Below are 17510 nucleotides of genomic sequence, written 5' to 3'. Positions count from 1 at the left end.
GTATCTGCTTTCGTCACACTCCTGAATAAGCGATAAAACCTCCATCGACAGGAATGGTGATGCCGGTGACAAAGCCTGAATAGGAATCATCCGCCAGCCAAAGAAGCGTGCCGAGCAGGTCCTCCGGTTTTCCAAATCGCTTCATCGGTGTTCCCGCAATAATCTTTTTAGAGCGGTCTGTAAAGCTTCCATCCTTATTGATCAGCAGATCGTGATTTTGTTTTGTCAGAAAAAAGCCTGGTGCGATTGCGTTAACCCTCAGTCCGGTTTCCGCAAAATGCACAGCCAGCCACATTGTAAAATTATTGATTGATGCTTTGGCCGCACTGTACGCCGGAACCCTCGTCATAGGTGAATAAGCGCTCATTGATGAAATATTCACAATGGCTGGTGAGTCTGCCTTCAGCAGTTCCTTTCCAAACACTTGGGTAGCCAGAAATGCCCCAGTGAAATTGGTTGAAAAAACAGTTGAAAATCCGTTTTCATCCATGTCAAAGAATGATTGCCCTTCTCCTTCTTCTTCATATGTCTCCACATCAGTAATCGCAGCGGGATGATTTCCTCCTGCTCCATTGATTAAGAGATGAACAGCGCCAAATCGGTCAAGGATATCAGTCTTCGCCTTCTCTAGCGACGTCCTGTCCAGCACATCAGCAGAAACGGAACATGCCGTGCCGCCAGCTTTCGTAATTTCCCTCACAACCTCTTGTCCTGTTTCAGCTGACCGGTTCAGTATTGCCACCTTCATGCCATGGCGGGCAAGCTCCCGGGCCATGGCCGAGCAGAGCACACCGCTGCCGCCCGTGATAACAGCAACTTTACCTGCCAGTCGATGATGAAGAGGAATCATAATTCCACCTCTTTTTTCGCCATTGATTCGTACGCGTCCCACAGTCCGTTCAAATACATGATTCCTAAAGCGCGATCGTATAAGCCGTAGCCCGGACGGCATTGCTCTCCCCAAATATGGCGACCGTGATCCGGCCTGACATATCCGTTGTAATCCTGCTTGCGCAGTTCTGCCATGACCCCTTGAATATTAATCGAACCGTCCTTTGTCAGATGAGACGTTTCAATAAAATCCCCATTTTCAAAGATCTTCACATTGCGGATGTGTGAAAATGGAGCAAGCCCGGCATATGTTTTAGCAATTTCCACCATGTCATTGGCGGGATTGGCTCCCATGGAACCGGTACATAAGGTGATGCAGTTAGAAGGTGAGTCTGATATGGCCCGCAGCTTCTCATAGCTTGCCTCTCCTGTGATAATACGCGGCAATCCAAAAATCGGCCAAGGCGGGTCATCCGGATGAATGGCCATTTGAATGCCATGCGCTTCAGCAACCGGCAGAATTTCCTTCAAAAAAAATGATAAATTGTTCCACAGCTGTTCTTCATCGACCGTCCTGTAGGCCTCAAACAGTTCTTTGATCCGAGCCATTTTTTCAGGCTCCCACCCTGGGAGTGTCAGGTCAGACGCTTCTTCCACCGTCCGGATCAGCTCTTGAGGCTCCAGGCTCTCCACTTTGGCTTTTTCAAAAAACAGAGCGGTTGAGCCGTCTTCCAGCGGACGGAACATGTCGGTGCGTGTCCAGTCGAAAATCGGCATGAAATTGTAGCAAATCACTTTCACGCCAAAAGCAGACAGATTGCGGATGGTCTGCTTATAATTTTCAATGTACCGGCCGCGTTCTTCGCTGCCCAGTTTAATCGCTTCATGAACGTTTACGCTTTCGACAACCTCCGTATGAAAACCATGGGATTGTATATATTCCGTCTCGGCTTTGATTTCCTCTATTCCCCACACTTCCCCGGCAGGTTTGTGATGAAGAGCCCAGACGATGCCTTTCACCCCGGGAATTTGTTTCACGTGTTCAAGTGTGACTGTATCGTTGCCTCGTCCATACCATCGAAATGTAATATTCATCCTACACCTCCGGATTGAGCCTTTTAATCAAATGTGATCACTGCCTTCCGCACCTGATCAGGATGCTCCTTGATAAATTGAAACGCGTGATGGACATCATCAACTGAAAACGTATGGGTGACGAGCCCGTTATGCGCTAACCGTCCTTCATTCAGCAGCTTTACAACTTTCGGAAACTGATTTGTCTGGAGTCTTGAGCCGGTAATCGTGACTTCTTTTTTTGTAATGGGGAGCTGAGGAATTTGTGACGCTCTCTCATCAAATCCAAGCACCACCACACGCCCTGCCGGAGAAACAACATCAACGGAAAGCTCAAAAGTCGCAGGGAGACAGACAGCATCAATGACTACATTGGCTCCTTCATTGCCCGTCCATTCCCGAACCCGCTCAGCCGCATGTTCTGTTTGAACATTCACAACAGCGTCGGCACCGTTTTCTGTAGCAAATGCCAGCCGCTCATTATTTAAGTCGGTTATCATGACGGAAGCACCCGCAAGCTTTGCCATTTTTAACACACAGATGCCGATAGGCCCCGCTCCCTGAATCAGAACGCGATCACCCTTTTCCACCTGTCCCCGCCAAACAGCCTGGGCACCTATTGTATAAGGCTCGGCCATAACTGCCTCCTCCCAAGGCAGCTCTTTTGAAACCGCGTGAAGCTGCTTTTCAGGAAGCACAACATATTCCCGCATCCCGCCGTCTTCATGAACGCCAAACACAGAAAGCTTCGCACAAACATTTGGCCGGCCTTTACGGCAGGCATAACAGTTTCCGCAATAAGAAATCGGTTCAATCACAACATGGTCTCCGGCTTTCAGGCCTTTAACATTCGCACCAACCTCCTCCACTTCTCCCGTTACCTCGTGTCCGATTACTCTCGGAAGGGTCGCAAGCGGATTCGTGCCATGATAAATATGCATGTCAGAACCGCAAATTCCGACTCGTTTTACTTTGACGAGCACCTCATCAGCCTTTGAAAGAACAGGCTTTTCCATGTCTGCTGTCACCAAATCATACGCTTTTCGCACTTGAACCGCTTTCATTTTCTCACCTGCTTTTTAAAAATTCATACACGCTCCGAGCAATTGAAATTCCGTGTTTCCTGTTTCTTTCCTCATGCAGCTGCTCCAATTCGCCAGGCACATACACTCGCTCGACTCCTCTAGCCGGAGGTGATTGCTGCAGTTCATCAAGCATGGCGTCCATCTGCTCTAAAAACGTATCTTGTCCGGTAAAATAGGACGGATGGATCGCGCAAACATAATGTCCAAGCTTCCTATTTTGATCAAGATCGCCATACATTTTAGCGATATGCGGCCCAAAAGCCGCCCCAGCCAGCAAACCTGAAAACACATCCACCACAACAGATAGCCCGTAGCCTTTAGGACCCCCGAACGCTGAAAGCGAGACGACCTTGTGAGGGTCTGTTACCGTCTCTCCGTTTTCATCGACTCCCCATCCTTCTGGTATTTCTGCGCCCTCTTCACGCGCCTGCAGAATCTTTCCAAATGCCACTTTTGACGTCGCCATATCTAGGATAAACGGTTTTTTATGCTTTGCCGGCACACCGTAAGCAATTGGATTTGTGCCTAAAAAAGAAGACCTCCCGCCAAACGGGACGACAATACTGTCAGTATGAGACATAGCGATTCCGATCAGTTTTTCCTCAGCCGCTTTTTGCACAAAATAACTTAACGCTCCGCAATGGCTGCTGTTTGTCGCGGTGACCATGCCAACACCATTTTTCTTTGCCATTTCAATGGCATGAGCCATCGCCTTATCGGCAATCACATGGCCGAACCCGTCATCACCGTCCAGCACTCCTGTCACCGGCCCCGTTTCTTTAAAAATGGGACACGCTTTTGGATTGATGCCTCCAGCCCTCAGCCTGTTCACATAATGTTCTGTTCGCAAAACACCATGAGAATTCACATTGCGTAAATCGGCGTGTATGAGCACGTCTGCTACTTTTTCGGCATCTCGTTCATTCAAATTGGCGCCGATCAGCTTTTGCTGAACCAGTTCCTTCGCTTCTTCAGCGGAAATCGTTACCGTATTCAATTCAATAAAGAGCCTCCTTTCTTTCAGTTTCATCACTTAGCGAAAACCCTTACAAATTATTATTACTTGCGAACTATTCAAAATATTCTTTATATGGTTGTTTGATCAGTTTCTATGCTGAAGCTCTTCGACAATCTGTGCATGCTGCTGATCTGTCAGTTTATAAAGAAAACCGATAATGACCATAGCTAATGCCAAAGCAATGGCGGGATACAGAAGAAGAAGCGCTTTAATGCCGAGCAGCGCCTGTGCCGTCTGGGCTACGTTCGGCATATATCCGACAAGCCCCAATCCGATCCCCGAGAGAAATCCAGACAATGACTGAGCAAGCTTCCGCGAGAAGTTAAAGAGGGAATATGTCGTTGCTTCTTTCCGCTCACCGGATTTCCACTCGCCATAGTCAATGATATCTGAGACAAGCGCCCACGTAATGCCATTGGGAATACTGATTCCAATAAACGCGATGCTTGCAAGGATGGTAAACACATATACATTTGAAGGAAGCATAAAGTTGATCAGATCCGCGGCAACGCTGATGCCGAAACCGATCATTGCGGTTTGTTTCTTTCCAAACATCTTAACGAGCTTTGGCAGAAACACGACACCCAAAAAGGAAGATCCAATAATGATAAAGTTCATATAAGCCATCAGTTCGACATTGCCTAGGTTATATTGTGCGAAGTATACGAGCATTGCGGATTTAATGTTATATGCGGAAATCGAAAAAATGGTCATCAGGACAAGGGTTAACAGCGGTTTGTTCGTTATAAACGTTTTGACGACAGATGAAAATGTTAATTTCTCTTTTGGCGCTTCCGCAATAACAATACGTTCCTTGCAGTTGCGATAGCAAATATAAAACCAAAGCACACCGAGAACAGCAAACAATCCCATGACCACCGGATAGCCTACCTTCGGGTTATCAAACTTGACGAGCAGCGGCATGACGGCCACGCTCGTGATAAACAAAGCCCCGAGTGAGCCGATTTGGCGGAAAGTAGAGATAGAAGTCCGGTCTTCGGTATTTTGAGTCATCGCCGCTCCCAATGAACCGTACGGAATGTTTACAAATGAATAGCCCACGCCCCACAGTATATAGGATGCATACGCATAAATCAGCTTGCCTGTCGTTGATACATTCGGGGACAGAAAAATAAGAACAGTAAACACCGCAAGAACAATGCTGCCGATTAATAAATAAGGCCTGAATTTCCCACGCCTGCCGATGTTTTTGCGATAATCAATTGATGAGCCGACAATGGGGTCTGTTACAGCCGCAAAGAGCTTGCTGACTAAAAAAATACTTCCCGCCATTGCAGCCGGAATTCCCGCCACATCAGTAAAATACTTTAATAAATAGATTTGGCCTAAATCAAACATAAAACCGTTCCCAAAATCACCAAAACCATAGGAAATTTTCTCTTTCAGTGAAAGCCTCTTCTCCGTTTCAATCGACACAACCTTATTTTCCAGTTCTGCTCGCATCTTCCACCTCTGTGTCTTAAGAATTTTCGATGAGATGTCCGCTCAGTATGACGTATCTGAGCGGAACTTATTTTATACGTTTGCCTTTTCTTCTTGAAATTGAAAATATTGTTTCGCATTGTGATAGCAAATGCCTTGTACGATGCCGCCAAGAAGCTCCATATCTTTCGGCACTTCACCGTTTTCAGCCCATTCGCCCATCAGATTGCAGACAATCCGTCTGAAGTATTCATGGCGTGTATACGACAAAAAGCTTCTGGAATCAGTCAGCATGCCGATAAAACGGCTGAAAAGCCCAACGTTTGACAACGCTTTCATTTGATCAAGCATTCCATCCTTGGAATCGTTAAACCACCATGCTGTGCCAAATTGTATTTTCCCAGGCGTGATGCCGTCTTGAAAGCTATTGATCATGCTGGCAATGACATAGTTATCATTTGGGTTGAGCGAATATAAAATCGTTTTCGGCAGCTGGTTTTTCATTTCGATTGAATTCAGCAGCCTGTACAAAGGCTTCGCAATTTCTTCGTCATTCATAGAATCATAGCCTGTATCCGGCCCCAATTTATTCATCATTTTCGTATTCGTATTTCTGAGTGCATTGATATGAAACTGCATCGCCCAGTCAAGCTCAGCATACAATCCGCAAAGAAATTGAAGCGTATATGTCTTGAATTTCTTCTCATCTTCGTAAGAAACCTGTTCCCCATTTAATCTTGCGGTAAAAATGAGGCCCGCTTCCTCTTTGTCCGTTTCGGCAAACACCATTGAATCAATCGCATGATCAGATACTCTGCCTCCGACTGAATGGAAGAAACGCACTCGGTCTTCAAGAGCCGTCAAAAACTCATCATAGGTTGTAATCGAAAGTGACGCAGCCTTTTCAAGCGCCTGCACCCAATCCGGGAAGCCTTCGCGATTGATTTCCAGCCCTTTATCCGGCCGAAATCCCGGCAGCACACTGACAGGAAAATCTTTGTCCTCTTTTAATAATAGGTGGTATTCGAGGGAATCGACAGGGTCATCGGTTGTGCATACTACTTTTACATTTGATTTCACAATGAAATCCCTTGCCCCGAAGCCTTCTCCTTGCAGCAGTTCATTCGCCCGTTTCCAAATATTTGGCGCCGATTGCTCATTTAATATCTCGTAAATCCCAAAAAATCTCTGCAGCTCTAAATGGGTCCAATTGTAGAGCGGATTGCCAATCGCCATCGGTACTGTTCTCGCCCATGCCATGAACTTCTCCTCATCAGCTGCATCGCCTGTAATGTATGTTTCTTCAATTCCATTGGCTCTCATGATGCGCCATTTGTAATGGTCTCCATACAGCCAGGCTTCTGTCATGTTTTGAAATCTCTTATTTTCATAGATTTCTTTCGGACTCAAATGGCAGTGATAATCAATAATCGGCATGTCTTTCGCATAATGGTGATAGAGGTTGACAGCGGTTTCATTTTTCAGCAAAACGTTTTCTCCCATAAAGGGTTCCATGTCCTCACCGTCTTTCATTCTATTTCAAAATGTTAACGTTAACATTTTGATTTGTTTTTATTTTACCTTTATATTCCTCTGGGATCAATCTCTTTTTAAAATTTAAATGTTAACGTTAGCAAATAAGCGCAAAAAAGACATTGCCGTAAAGCTGCCTGAAAAGACCACTTTTTGGCAATGTCCGATTTTACAAGAAAGGATTAGTAAGCCAGGCTGAATAGTCCTTTAATGTGTGTTAAGTAGCGTACGTTACTTGCTTCTTTCATCAAGGAAGCAGGAAGACCTTTAAGCGGTGTAGAATTAGCACCAATGATGGCTACCGCATCTTTGCGTCCAAGACTTGCAAGTGTACCAGAGTTTACTGGCTGGAATGTTTCAAGTGTTTTTCCTTCTAAGTAAGCGAAAAGGTTGTAACCGATCAGCTCACCCATTTGCCATGCGATTTGTGCAGTTGGCGGGTATGGACGGCCGTCTGCCGCAAAGTAAACTGCGCTGTCACCGGCAACAAATACATCTTCATGAGATGTAGATTGAAGGAAATCGTTAACTGTCGCACGGCCGCGGTTCACTTCAAGACCTGATTCGCCGACTAAAGGATTTCCTTGTACGCCGCCAGTCCAAACAAATGTGTTGGCAACAACTTTTGATCCGTCTTTCAGATCAATCACGTTTCCTTCTACATTTGTAACAGGAAGGCCTGTTAAGAACTCAACGCCGCGTTTTTCAAGGCTTTTAGTCGCGCGTTCGATAAGATCATCCGGAAGAACAGGAAGGATTTTCGGACCTGCTTCAACCAATTTCAATTTGATTTCTTTATGATCTACGCCGTATTTTTTCGCAAGGTTCGGCATGATGTCAGCAAGCTCACCGACAAGCTCAACGCCTGTTAAGCCGCCTCCGCCGATAAGGATTGTTGCATCCGCTTCGTTTTTCGTTTTAGAGTACTCACGCACACGGTCTTCAACGTGGTTGAAAACTTTGTTCGCATCAGCAGCAGATTTAAGAACCATGCTGTTTTCTTCAAGTCCTGGGATGCCGAAGTAAGCAGTGACAGAACCAAGGCCTACTACTAGCGCATCGTAAGTTAATGCAGAACCGTCAGCAAGCGCAATCTCTTTTTTATCAACAGAGAAAGAGCTGACTTCCGCGATTTTAAGATCAATGTCTTTGCCTTTGAAAAGTTTTTCTAACGGCATTGCAACCGCTTTTTCAGACACGTTGCCTGCTGCAAGACGGTGTAATTCCGTAATGATTTGGTGAGTTGGGTATTTGTTTACCACTGTCACGCGTGCTTGTTCTTTTGTGTAATGTTTGCGAACTGTTAAAGCAGAAAGAACACCGCCATAACCAGCGCCTAAAATGACAATATGTTTTGACATCGTATATCCTCCGTCCTTTATATCAATTTGAATCTGAGATTATTTTTGTTTTTCGTTCATGATTTCAAGGTAGCTGTTAGCAAAACGGAACAGCTTTTGAGCTTGAGGATCTTTCAGCATGCGCAACAGGCCGAAAAGTCCAATCGTTTCGTTGCTAGCATCCGCGCGGTCTTTCGCTTCGATTGCAGTCGCAGCCACTTCTTTTGCTGTTTCTTTTACAGGCTCAAGAATTTCAGTGATTGCACCGACTGTATCGCTTTTCAATACTTCGTCAGTCGCAACAGACTGAGCGAAATCGTAAGACTTCGTTAAAATATTCACTAACTCAGTCAGCTTTGGAAGCTGGTCAACTAAAACAGTCAGTGATTCTTGAACTTCTGGCTTTAACAGCTGATCAATAAGATCTTGCTGGCTTTGGCTGACAGACGCATTTGTTTGATCGATTGTTTCTGGCATATCCAATTCTCCTTTACTATAAGCAGTATGCTGATTTTTTGGAAAGGGTAGTGCCTCTCCCTGATCTCATGTTTGAAAGCATGAGAAGAAGGATTGTGAATTCGTGCACAATCATTCGCAAAAATAAATGTTTACTACCCAGTTTTTCATCTTGCCATATTCAGTATTATTTTTATCTCAAAAATAAACCATTGAATAAGTCAAAATCCTTTACTCTCTCTGAAAATAGCAAACATAAAAAACTCCAATTTGATTACCTTCTATATGATAACACTTTTTGAACAAAATTTGAACGTGAATTGCTTCGATTATGAAATTAATTTATATGGTGCCCGTGTCATAACATTTCTTCAGCACTAGTTATTGACAATCCATCAATTTTCTCCCCTACGCGTTACCCATATGTCTAATAGAGGTTCTCTTTTTCCTGTAACTGGATCCAATGCCGGAAGTACTGCTTGCTCTATATTCTCTAGCGCAGCCGCTCTTTCATCCGGCTTTCCCGTCTTCATATCATACCGAGAACCATCTGGATAAGCGCCGATCACGGTAAAATCGGGGCTCGCGCTTAGCTTTTTATGGCCGACACCGGCTGGGATGACCGCTGCGTCGCCCGTTTTGATAGGAACAGCAGCTCCTTTTTCTCCCCCAAATTGAATAACAGCCTCCCCTCGGACTGCGATTAGGACTTCATGCGTGTTGCTGTGATAATGATGGTACGGAAAAACACTGCCCGACCAGCTGTTTAGCCAGCCATGCCGATTGATTGACGATCCGCTCTGCCTGTTCAGCACGTCCCATAAAAACATTTTTATAGATAACGAGCGGAAAATCAGGGTGATTTGGAACCCTGCCGTCATCCTGAAAAAAGTACGTTTCTGTTTCCATCATTTTCACCTCCCTATTTCTGTCTTCCACATATATTGATCCGTAAAACATCATTATTTTCTCACAATTCCGTTGATCTGTATCATCCCGGATAGTATAGTATAAAAAAATAATGCCAGAATGAGGGATTTGATGAAAGCGATCATAATCGGAATATTGGCTTCTCTCTTTTTCGCCGTTACCTTTATTTTAAACAGGGCGATGGAATTATCCGGAGGCAGCTGGCTTTGGAGCGCCTCGTTACGCTTTATTTTTATGGTTCCGTTTTTATGTCTAATTGTCATAATGAAAGGGAAGTTCGTTCCTCTTTTACAAGAGATGCGGAAAAAGCCGTTTTTTTGGATAAAGTGGAGCTTTGTCGGCTTTGTTCTTTTTTATGCGCCGATCACGTTTGCCGCCGCATTCGGGCCGGGCTGGCTCGTAGCCGGAACATGGCAAATTACCATTGTAGCCGGTGTGCTGCTGTCTCCATTTTTCTATGAGAAAAAAGACACACCTAGAGGCACTTTGCTCGTTCGGCAAAAGATTCCCCTTGTTTCGCTGGGCACTTCCGTCGTCATTCTGATTGGGGCAGCGCTGATTCAGCTCCAGCATGCAGAATCGCTTTCCGGAAAAATGCTGCTCTTCAGCGTGTTGCCGGTTGTCATTGCTGCTTTCGCCTATCCGCTGGGAAACCGGAGAATGCTTGAGCAATACGGAGGCAGGCTTGATACGTTCCAGCGTGTGCTGGGAATGACCCTTGCAAGCCTTCCATTCTGGCTTGTATTGGCAGCTTACGGCTGGTGGTCAGATGGCCTCCCGACCGCGGGGCAAACCGTTCAATCCTTTATCGTTGCCGTCAGCTCAGGCATCATTGCGACCGTTTTATTTTTCTGGGCAACGGATATGGTAAGAGATCATCCGCAAAAGCTTGCTGCTGTTGAAGCAACACAATCCGGGGAAGTGATATTCGCTTTGCTTGGTGAAATAATCCTGCTGTCAGGTGTTTTCCCTTCCATTTTATCGTTTGCCGGCTTAATGATTATTATTGCCGGAATGGTGTTACATACCTTCGCTTCCCAACAAAAACCCAAAGAGAAAACTCAGTCAAATCTGACTGCTTAGCAGCTTCTGGAGAATGGGCGAAAGCCCGTTCTCCTTTCTTTTTAACGCCTTCCAAAAGAGACCTGTTTCACGTTATATTTATGTATAGTCTAAGCCCACTTAACTGAAAGGTGATATTTTAATGGAAGCAAACAATCAAAAAGACGATATACCAGCAATCTCATTCACATCTGTGCGAAAAAGCTATGAACAAGAGGGACAAACCTATGATGTATTAAAGGATGTCACCGGAGACATTAAACAGGGTGCAACCGTGGCCGTTTTGGGCCCTTCCGGTTCAGGAAAAAGCACACTGCTGTCAATGTGTAATTTGATGAAAACACCGGATCACGGTGAAGTGAAGATTTACGGAAAGGAAGTCAGAGACTGGAATGTGAATGAACTGAGGCGGACGGCCTCCCTTGCCTTTCAATCCGCCCCCGTCCTTGACGGAACGGTGCGTGACAATCTGAATCTGGTACAAAAGCTCCACCAAACCCAGCTTTACTCTCCTGAAGAGCTCGCTTCACTGACAGGCCTGTCTCCAGAGCTGTTAGACAGGAGCGCCAAGGATTTATCCGGCGGACAGCGGCAAAGGCTTTCACTTGCCAGAACACTCGCAAACCCTTCCTCCATCCTATTATTGGACGAAATTACATCTGCCCTGGACCCTGTTTCTGCTCTGGAGATTGAAGAGCTGATCAAAAGGCAGCATCAAGAGAAAAAGCTGACGGTCATGTGGGTGACTCATAATATGGAGCAGGCAAAACGAGTAGCCGATTCCATTTGGTTTATGGCGGATGGTCGGCTGCTGGAAATCGCAGAAACTGAAACATTTTTCTCTAATCCGCAGCATGAAGCAGCCAAGGAGTTTTTGAAGGGAGGCACTCAATAATGGATTATCTTTCCCTCTCTTTAACGATGATCTTTGTTTTGATCGCCTTGTTTTTATCAAAATCCTTTAAAGCCGGCGTAGAAAAAGACATGATCATTGCCACCATCCGGGCCGCGTTACAGCTGCTTGTGATCGGTTATGTGCTGTCGCTGATATTTCATGGGGATCACCCTGTGTTTATCCTGCTGATGGTGCTGTTAATGCTGGCGGTGGCGGCGCAAAACGTCGTCAAACGAAAGAAAATGAAAATCGGTTCTTTTTGGAGGGTGTTTGTGGCATTAGCGATTGTAGAAATCGTCACCCAAGGCATTCTTCTGGCGCTTCACATCATCCCGCTTACCGCACGGTATGTCATCCCGATCAGCGGAATGGTCATCGGAAATTCAATGGTGCTCGCGAGCCTGTTTTTAAACCGGCTCAGCTCCGAGATCGGGGTGCGCAAGGAAGAAATTCAATTGATTTTGTCGCTTGGCGGCACACCAAAACAATCCATACAGCATATCCTGACTTCCGCTATGAAAATGAGTATGATCCCAACGCTCGAAAGCCAGAAGACATTAGGGCTCGTCCAGCTTCCCGGCATGATGACCGGCCAGATCTTAGCGGGCGCGGACCCGATTCAGGCAGTTCGCTTTCAGCTTTTGATTGTTTTTACAACGATGGCGTCCGCCGCGCTGACTTGTGTCATACTCAGCGTGCTGACATACCCGTCATTATTTACCGCGCATCAGCAGCTGAAGCAAAATGGTTAACATTATGACAGCGATTTCGGGATTTGCAGATCACATAAAAGCCGCTTCTCAACAGAAAAGCGGCTTTTGTGCTGTTTATTCCCCAGCCATTTCTTCATAATACCGTGAAAGTTCAATAATCATCGCGCCCATCCGCTCAATCTCCGGAGCAAGCAGCCTTGTGATCCCTTCTTCCCGCAGCGCTTCAGCTGTCACTTTTCCGACAGCCGCTGCGATGGCATGCTCTTCGAATACAGCCTTCACTTCATTGATAAAGTCGCGCTCCTTGGCAAATTGAAACAGAGAACGAACCTGAATGGCCGTGGTAAAACAAACAGCATCCAATTCACCATTCAGCAGTTCCCGGCATAACTGTTCCACCGTTTCCTCCTCTGGCGGGATATGCTGATAAGGGAGAATCGGCAAAACTGAAGCTCCTTTTTCTTTCAAAAATGCTATGAGGGCAGGTGCATTTTCTCCGTGAAGCTGCACCATTACTTTTTTTCCTGAAAAGTCGTAAGGCTCCAAGGACCGGATCAATCCGCTGGTTGTCCCATCTTCATCAGAAGCCTCTGCGGTGATGCCAAGCTTTTTTAACGCAGACAATGTTTTGTACCCTCGGCACGCCGCTTTAGCCTGGCGAATCGCCAGCAGAAACTCGTCCTTTATTCCGATTTTCTCTGCCATCTTCACAAGCGTCTCCGTACCGATGCCTGTCGTAAAGATCACCCAGTCGGCTTTTTCTTCCGCAAATTTGCGCAGCTCCGGCTCCACCTGCTCCTCTGCCAAGTACACCGTTCCTTGGAGAGGCCGAACGACAGGAATTCCGCCCTGTTTTTCAATGATTGTGCTGATTTCTTCCGTTTTCCGAGAACCGCCGATCGCAACGCGTTTTCCATGTAAACCTTTACCCATATCCGTTCCTCTCCTCTTTGCCAGCTTAGGCTTTATATGTATATAACCTTTAATAAAGCTATTGTGTCGCAAACCAAGGGAGAAATCAAGATGAACCAAATGCCTCTCATTACCCGTTGAATACACCGGATGCATGCTGTAATATAAACAACAGACACGCTTTAACGGAGGATCGACCATGGAAACAAAAGAAGAATACGAAACAAAAGGCTACGACACATCGGTTATTTATGAATTCAACGAATATCCCGACGTCCATAGCGGACGCTGTGATAATTGTGACTATACGCTTTTTAAAAGCTCCGTAAAAGGCGGAAAGTTTTTGAGAGAATGCCGGAGATGCGGGATGAAAAAGAATATTTAATAGAAGATGTTCGCGGGGCAGGGGTTAGCCTCTGCACCCGAGAACAAGCTGGAGAAAGCGGGATTCATTATTTTATTTTCGCTGCAGTCTCCAGCCCTTTGTATATCATTCCCACCGTCTCTTCCGGCGTCATCTCTGACGCATCCAGCCACAGGCCAAGACGCGGTGTTTCTGACTGCAAGACGGCATCGAGAGATTCAATGCTGATATCTCCATATCCTTTTTTCTTGCGTGCTGATTCTCTTGCGGCTATTATGTCAGCTCGGGGTGCCAACACGATCACATACAATGGACGATAACTGATCAACTTCACCATTTCTTCTAACATAGGTCCGATGATCACATCCTGCACCACCGTATGAAACCCCGCTTCAGCATACATATCCGATACGTTAGCCGCCAGCCGGTAGCGAAGACGCAACTGTTCCAGCGCCTCAGCTGAAGGAGTGTCTGACATTTGCATTTCGCCGTTTACAATCATTTTTCTAAATATATCTCCCCTGATATGAACGCTCTTGTCTAAACGCTCAGAAAGAAGCTGGGCAACTGTGGACTTCCCCGCTGCCATCACCCCTGTAATCAGATAGACGGCGTTTTCTTTACTCATTGCATCCCATCCTTTTTAAAAGAAGAAAAACCGAAATCTCAGCAGATTTCGGGTGCAAATGTGTTATTGCGGAACGACAGACTTTTTTATGAAGGCTTCAATTTCCGCAGCTGCCTTCTCCGCTCCGCCTGCTTCTTTTACGTCTTTCTGCATGTCTTTTACACGGTTGAGCATTTCTTTATCTCCGGATACGTCCTGAACTGCCTTCTGCAAACGGGAGACGCTGACCTCTTCTTTCGGCAAATAGACGCCGAGGCCTAATTCATCAACACGCCGGGCAGTGAGCTCCTGCTCATACATTTGCGGAATCACAACAAGCGGTACCCCCGCATTCATTGCCTCCATCGTACTGTTCATTCCTCCGTGAGAAACAAACAGATCGGCTTTCGCTAAGATATCCAACTGCGGAACGCGCTGGCGAACTGTAAAATTGTCAGGAATGTCACCTAGACTGTCAGGTTCAATTGATATCCCTGTTGACATCACAACATGCCAGTCGGAATTCCGAAATGCATCTATACACATACGATAAAATTCCGGCCATGCGTTAAAAGCGGTTCCCAATGAAATCAGCATGAGCGGACGATTCCCTGTTTCCAGCAGCAGGCTCTCTTGTTCACCTCGTTTTCCAAGTGAAGGACCGACAAAGCAGAATCGCTCATCAAAGGTTTCGTTTTTAATCTGAAAAGACCGCGGCATAAAGACAATATTTAACGCTTCCGGTATAGCTAAGTGTTCAAATGAGACAGCCGGTAAGTTTTCTTTCTCAAGGTAAACCTGGAAATCGGCCTCCGCTTGTTTGAGTTGCTTGAGCATCTCTTCACTTCCAAGCTGGAAGGATTCATTTTGCGCATAGGAAGAACAAAGCCTGATGGCCGGCACATTCAGCTTATCAGCAAACAATTTTCCCGCAAATGCGATAAAATCATAAACGATAAGATCAGGCTGGTCATTTTGATATAATTCTTCAAGCTGAGGCAAGATTTCGAGCGATTCTTTTAAAATGCTAATCGGTGTTTCATTTTTCTCTATCATTTCCCTAATGCGTTCCGGTTCCACGTTAATCGTAGTTTGATATAAAAGCGGGCTTGCCCCGGCTTGCTTCACCGCAGGCGCGAATTCCTCAGTCGTCGCATAAGTGACACGGTGCCCTTTTTCACAAAGCTTCTCCACTAACGCAAGAGTGGGATTCACATGTCCGTATGCCGGGATATTAATAATTGAGATATGATGCTGTCTCATCATTTCAGCCTCCAATTTTCATATTATATGTTGACACGAAAACTCTTTAGTCCGTATATCACACTATTTTCAATCGGGGTGATACTGACTGGCTCCATATGAGAAAACGTTTGAGTCAAAGCCGTTAACGCAATGGCTGCTTCAAGCCGTGCAAGCGGAGCCCCAAGACAAAAATGAATGCCGTGGCCAAACGCAATATGCGGATTGGGATGGCGGTGAATATCAAACATGTGCGCCCTGTCAAACTTCGCTTCATCACGATTTGCAGACGCCACAAACGCTAACACCATGTCGCCTTCTTTCATCTGCTGGCCACCAATCTCTGTATCCCGTTTGGCAATTCGCCGCAAGACAGGTGCAGGCGCCCTGAAACGCAGAGCTTCCTCCACCGCCTGAGGCACCAGCTCTGGATGCCGCCGCAATTCGTTATAAACGCCCGGCGTGTCTAAAATGCTGTACATCGCGTTTGAAATCAAGTTCGTTGTCGTTTCGTTTCCCGCCACCAGCAGCAATGTACAAAACGGAATCAGCTCTTCTCCGGAAAGCTTCTCGCCGGTTTCTTCCGCTTTAACTAAAATGGAGATGATGTCCTGTTCCGGTTTCTTCCGTTTTTCTTCTATGATGCCGGCAAAAAACGCGGCTAGCTCTTCCTCGCACTTGTTCCGCTCTTTCAGAAAGGCTTTCTCCGCTTCCTCACTTCCATCTCTTGGTGTGCTCACCAAAATATCAGACCATGTCTTAAACGCATCCATATGCTCTGAAGGAACGCCTAAAAGCTCAGATATCACAATGACAGGAAGCGGATATGAGAAATCCTGGACCAAATCAAACTCGCTTCGTCCATGAAAACGATGTATCAGATCATCTGCGATGTCTTGAATTCTTGGTTCCCACTGCTTCATGACACGCGGCGTAAACGCTCTATTGACAACAGAACGGATTTGCGTGTGTCTTGGCGGGTCCATATTAATGATCGAATTCCCGATAGAACTTGTCTGCTCCGGCATATAACTGGAGAAAAGCTCTTTATCCCCAATCACTTTTTTGACATCATCATAAAGAAAAACACTCCATACTTGATTGTCTTCATCATAGGTAACAGGAGCTTCCTTTCTCATCGACTCGTACCACGGAAACGGATGATAAGCATCCTGTTTATTTTTTCCGTTCATCAGTGCACGCTGCAAAGCTTGTCGCCGATTTACCACATTCATGCTTTTCCCCTCCCCATGAAAGAAAAGATTCAGCAATTGACGAACTTCACCACCTCCTGCTATCGAAAAAGAGAGGGACATCCATTTTGTCGTCTGAAACAGCAGGCAGGTCTTCAAGATGCCGGTGCAGGCATCATATAATCCCCCTCGAATGTTGTTCATCTTACCATAATCTTTCAATTTTTTTCTATTACGCACACCCGATTTGGTTCACAACGTGACCTTAGGCATGCTCATCGATTTTAGAAACGCAATCAATAGCTTATGAAAATCTCACACGTCGCCCTCATCCGCAACGTAAGCACTACTCTAAAAGATGACTTTTCCATTATGTAAAGCAAGCTGAAAATATGATTAAATAGAAAGTAAAATGGTGAAGGAGAGAACAAATGACAGCACAGATCAACCGTAAAAAACTAGTTGTCGGCATCGTACTTTCACTTGCATTTGTATTGTTTGTGTTCTCTTTTTCTGAGAGACATTCAAAACCGCTCGTTGAGGGAAAAAAACAGGAAAACTGGCATACTGTCGTCGACAAAGCCTCTGTCGATATATATGGAAGCCGTTTAGTTGAAGAAAGCAAACTAAAACAAAAGCTCGGCCATAAACAAGCCGATTCGGTACTAACCCTTTTGAAGCTAGCCAGCGAAAAACATATTGCCCTGTAAAAACAAAAAAAGAGCCTCCGGCTCTTTCAGCTTGTAGAGAAAACGATGTTTTTTCTACAAGCTTTTTTTGTTTCTTTAGATGCTTATTGTATTTTAGATACA

The 17510-nt window shown here is 45.6% G+C and carries 17 protein-coding genes and 1 pseudogene; 5 read left to right on the top strand and 13 right to left on the bottom strand.

The genetic code is table 11. The features are described from left to right. Positions 1-13: 13 nt before the first annotated feature. From MTN95_RS17330 to MTN95_RS17290, 9 genes and pseudogenes are all read right to left on the bottom strand, one after another. Positions 14-850 (bottom strand): SDR family oxidoreductase, encoded by an 837-nt coding sequence (locus MTN95_RS17330; protein WP_248339213.1) that lies wholly within the window; start codon positions 848-850, stop codon positions 14-16. Continuing rightward, positions 847-1926: a mannonate dehydratase gene (uxuA, locus tag MTN95_RS17325; RefSeq protein WP_248339208.1), complete on the bottom strand. Its 1080-nt coding sequence runs from the start codon at positions 1924-1926 to the stop codon at positions 847-849. The genes MTN95_RS17330 and uxuA overlap by 4 nt, the downstream gene beginning before the upstream one ends. Positions 1927-1949: 23 nt before the next feature. Further along, positions 1950-2969, bottom strand: coding sequence for a zinc-binding alcohol dehydrogenase family protein (locus tag MTN95_RS17320; protein ID WP_105953671.1), 1020 nt, complete (start codon positions 2967-2969; stop codon positions 1950-1952). A gap of 4 nt (positions 2970-2973) precedes the next feature. Beyond that, a complete protein-coding gene (gene allD / locus MTN95_RS17315; RefSeq protein ID WP_248339384.1) occupies positions 2974-3987 on the bottom strand; it encodes an ureidoglycolate dehydrogenase in 1014 nt (337 codons plus the stop codon). A gap of 105 nt (positions 3988-4092) precedes the next feature. Next, positions 4093-5472 (bottom strand): MFS transporter, encoded by a 1380-nt coding sequence (locus MTN95_RS17310; RefSeq protein WP_248339198.1) that lies wholly within the window; start codon positions 5470-5472, stop codon positions 4093-4095. Between the two features lie 72 nt (positions 5473-5544). Next, positions 5545-6966 (bottom strand): glucuronate isomerase, encoded by a 1422-nt coding sequence (gene uxaC, locus MTN95_RS17305; RefSeq protein WP_105953674.1) that lies wholly within the window; start codon positions 6964-6966, stop codon positions 5545-5547. Between the two features lie 200 nt (positions 6967-7166). Further along, positions 7167-8345: an NAD(P)/FAD-dependent oxidoreductase gene (locus tag MTN95_RS17300; protein WP_059336130.1), complete on the bottom strand. Its 1179-nt coding sequence runs from the start codon at positions 8343-8345 to the stop codon at positions 7167-7169. A 39-nt stretch (positions 8346-8384) separates the two neighbouring features. Further along, positions 8385-8801: a helical membrane plugin domain-containing protein gene (locus MTN95_RS17295; RefSeq protein WP_010333866.1), complete on the bottom strand. Its 417-nt coding sequence runs from the start codon at positions 8799-8801 to the stop codon at positions 8385-8387. 374 nt (positions 8802-9175) lie between these two features. After that, positions 9176-9692, bottom strand: a pseudogene (locus MTN95_RS17290) (cupin domain-containing protein). 129 nt (positions 9693-9821) lie between these two features. On the opposite strand from MTN95_RS17290, the gene MTN95_RS17285 reads away from it, so the two are divergent. The 3 genes from MTN95_RS17285 (at position 9822) to MTN95_RS17275 (ending at position 12419) form a co-directional block, all read left to right on the top strand. Then, on the top strand, positions 9822-10793 hold the full coding sequence (locus tag MTN95_RS17285; protein ID WP_248339196.1) for a DMT family transporter: 972 nt from the start codon (positions 9822-9824) through the stop codon (positions 10791-10793). Between the two features lie 121 nt (positions 10794-10914). Beyond that, entirely contained in the window at positions 10915-11667 is a 753-nt protein-coding gene (locus MTN95_RS17280) for an ABC transporter ATP-binding protein (RefSeq protein WP_248339192.1), read from the top strand. Beyond that, positions 11667-12419 carry an ABC transporter permease gene (locus tag MTN95_RS17275; RefSeq protein WP_248339182.1) on the top strand — a complete coding sequence of 251 codons (753 nt, stop codon included), beginning with the start codon at positions 11667-11669 and terminating at the stop codon, positions 12417-12419. The genes MTN95_RS17280 and MTN95_RS17275 overlap by 1 nt, the downstream gene beginning before the upstream one ends. Positions 12420-12494: 75 nt before the next feature. Here MTN95_RS17275 and MTN95_RS17270 read toward each other — a convergent pair whose 3' ends face one another. After that, the gene (locus MTN95_RS17270; RefSeq protein ID WP_248339173.1) at positions 12495-13313 is read right to left on the bottom strand and encodes a uroporphyrinogen-III synthase; all 819 of its coding nucleotides are present in this window, start codon (positions 13311-13313) and stop codon (positions 12495-12497) included. Between the two features lie 178 nt (positions 13314-13491). Between MTN95_RS17270 and MTN95_RS17265 the strand changes: the two genes are divergently transcribed. Then, positions 13492-13677: a DUF8096 family protein gene (locus tag MTN95_RS17265; protein WP_010333860.1), complete on the top strand. Its 186-nt coding sequence runs from the start codon at positions 13492-13494 to the stop codon at positions 13675-13677. Between the two features lie 67 nt (positions 13678-13744). On the opposite strand, the gene MTN95_RS17260 is transcribed toward MTN95_RS17265, so the two are convergent. From MTN95_RS17260 to yjiB, 3 genes are all read right to left on the bottom strand, one after another. Further along, the gene (locus MTN95_RS17260; RefSeq protein ID WP_248339169.1) at positions 13745-14284 is read right to left on the bottom strand and encodes an AAA family ATPase; all 540 of its coding nucleotides are present in this window, start codon (positions 14282-14284) and stop codon (positions 13745-13747) included. A gap of 63 nt (positions 14285-14347) precedes the next feature. Further along, a complete protein-coding gene (locus MTN95_RS17255; protein ID WP_248339381.1) occupies positions 14348-15526 on the bottom strand; it encodes a macrolide family glycosyltransferase in 1179 nt (392 codons plus the stop codon). A gap of 23 nt (positions 15527-15549) precedes the next feature. Next, on the bottom strand, positions 15550-16740 hold the full coding sequence (gene yjiB / locus MTN95_RS17250) for a monooxygenase YjiB (protein ID WP_202852848.1): 1191 nt from the start codon (positions 16738-16740) through the stop codon (positions 15550-15552). Between the two features lie 389 nt (positions 16741-17129). Between yjiB and MTN95_RS17245 the strand changes: the two genes are divergently transcribed. Next, on the top strand, positions 17130-17408 hold the full coding sequence (locus MTN95_RS17245) for a hypothetical protein (RefSeq protein ID WP_024121023.1): 279 nt from the start codon (positions 17130-17132) through the stop codon (positions 17406-17408). Positions 17409-17510: the final 102 nt, after the last annotated feature.

Source organism: Bacillus sp. 2CMS4F, assembly GCF_023161785.1.
Classification (GTDB): Bacteria; Bacillota; Bacilli; order Bacillales; family Bacillaceae; genus Bacillus; species Bacillus halotolerans.
This window is presented reverse-complemented; position numbering and strand designations above follow the sequence as displayed.

Excerpts from the sequence above, each read along its gene's own strand:
- MTN95_RS17330 (WP_248339213.1), bottom strand. The coding sequence starts at position 850 with ATGATTCCTCTTCATCATCGACTGGCAGGTAAAGTTGCTGTTATCACG.
- uxuA (WP_248339208.1), bottom strand. The coding sequence starts at position 1,926 with ATGAATATTACATTTCGATGGTATGGACGAGGCAACGATACAGTCACA.
- MTN95_RS17320 (WP_105953671.1), bottom strand. The coding sequence starts at position 2,969 with ATGAAAGCGGTTCAAGTGCGAAAAGCGTATGATTTGGTGACAGCAGAC.
- MTN95_RS17310 (WP_248339198.1), bottom strand. The coding sequence starts at position 5,472 with ATGCGAGCAGAACTGGAAAATAAGGTTGTGTCGATTGAAACGGAGAAG.
- uxaC (WP_105953674.1), bottom strand. The coding sequence starts at position 6,966 with ATGGAACCCTTTATGGGAGAAAACGTTTTGCTGAAAAATGAAACCGCT.
- MTN95_RS17300 (WP_059336130.1), bottom strand. The coding sequence starts at position 8,345 with ATGTCAAAACATATTGTCATTTTAGGCGCTGGTTATGGCGGTGTTCTT.
- MTN95_RS17295 (WP_010333866.1), bottom strand. The coding sequence starts at position 8,801 with ATGCCAGAAACAATCGATCAAACAAATGCGTCTGTCAGCCAAAGCCAG.
- MTN95_RS17285 (WP_248339196.1), top strand. The coding sequence starts at position 9,822 with ATGAAAGCGATCATAATCGGAATATTGGCTTCTCTCTTTTTCGCCGTT.
- MTN95_RS17280 (WP_248339192.1), top strand. The coding sequence starts at position 10,915 with ATGGAAGCAAACAATCAAAAAGACGATATACCAGCAATCTCATTCACA.
- MTN95_RS17275 (WP_248339182.1), top strand. The coding sequence starts at position 11,667 with ATGGATTATCTTTCCCTCTCTTTAACGATGATCTTTGTTTTGATCGCC.
- MTN95_RS17270 (WP_248339173.1), bottom strand. The coding sequence starts at position 13,313 with ATGGGTAAAGGTTTACATGGAAAACGCGTTGCGATCGGCGGTTCTCGG.
- MTN95_RS17265 (WP_010333860.1), top strand. The coding sequence starts at position 13,492 with ATGGAAACAAAAGAAGAATACGAAACAAAAGGCTACGACACATCGGTT.
- MTN95_RS17260 (WP_248339169.1), bottom strand. The coding sequence starts at position 14,284 with ATGAGTAAAGAAAACGCCGTCTATCTGATTACAGGGGTGATGGCAGCG.
- MTN95_RS17255 (WP_248339381.1), bottom strand. The coding sequence starts at position 15,526 with ATGAGACAGCATCATATCTCAATTATTAATATCCCGGCATACGGACAT.
- yjiB (WP_202852848.1), bottom strand. The coding sequence starts at position 16,740 with ATGAATGTGGTAAATCGGCGACAAGCTTTGCAGCGTGCACTGATGAAC.
- MTN95_RS17245 (WP_024121023.1), top strand. The coding sequence starts at position 17,130 with ATGACAGCACAGATCAACCGTAAAAAACTAGTTGTCGGCATCGTACTT.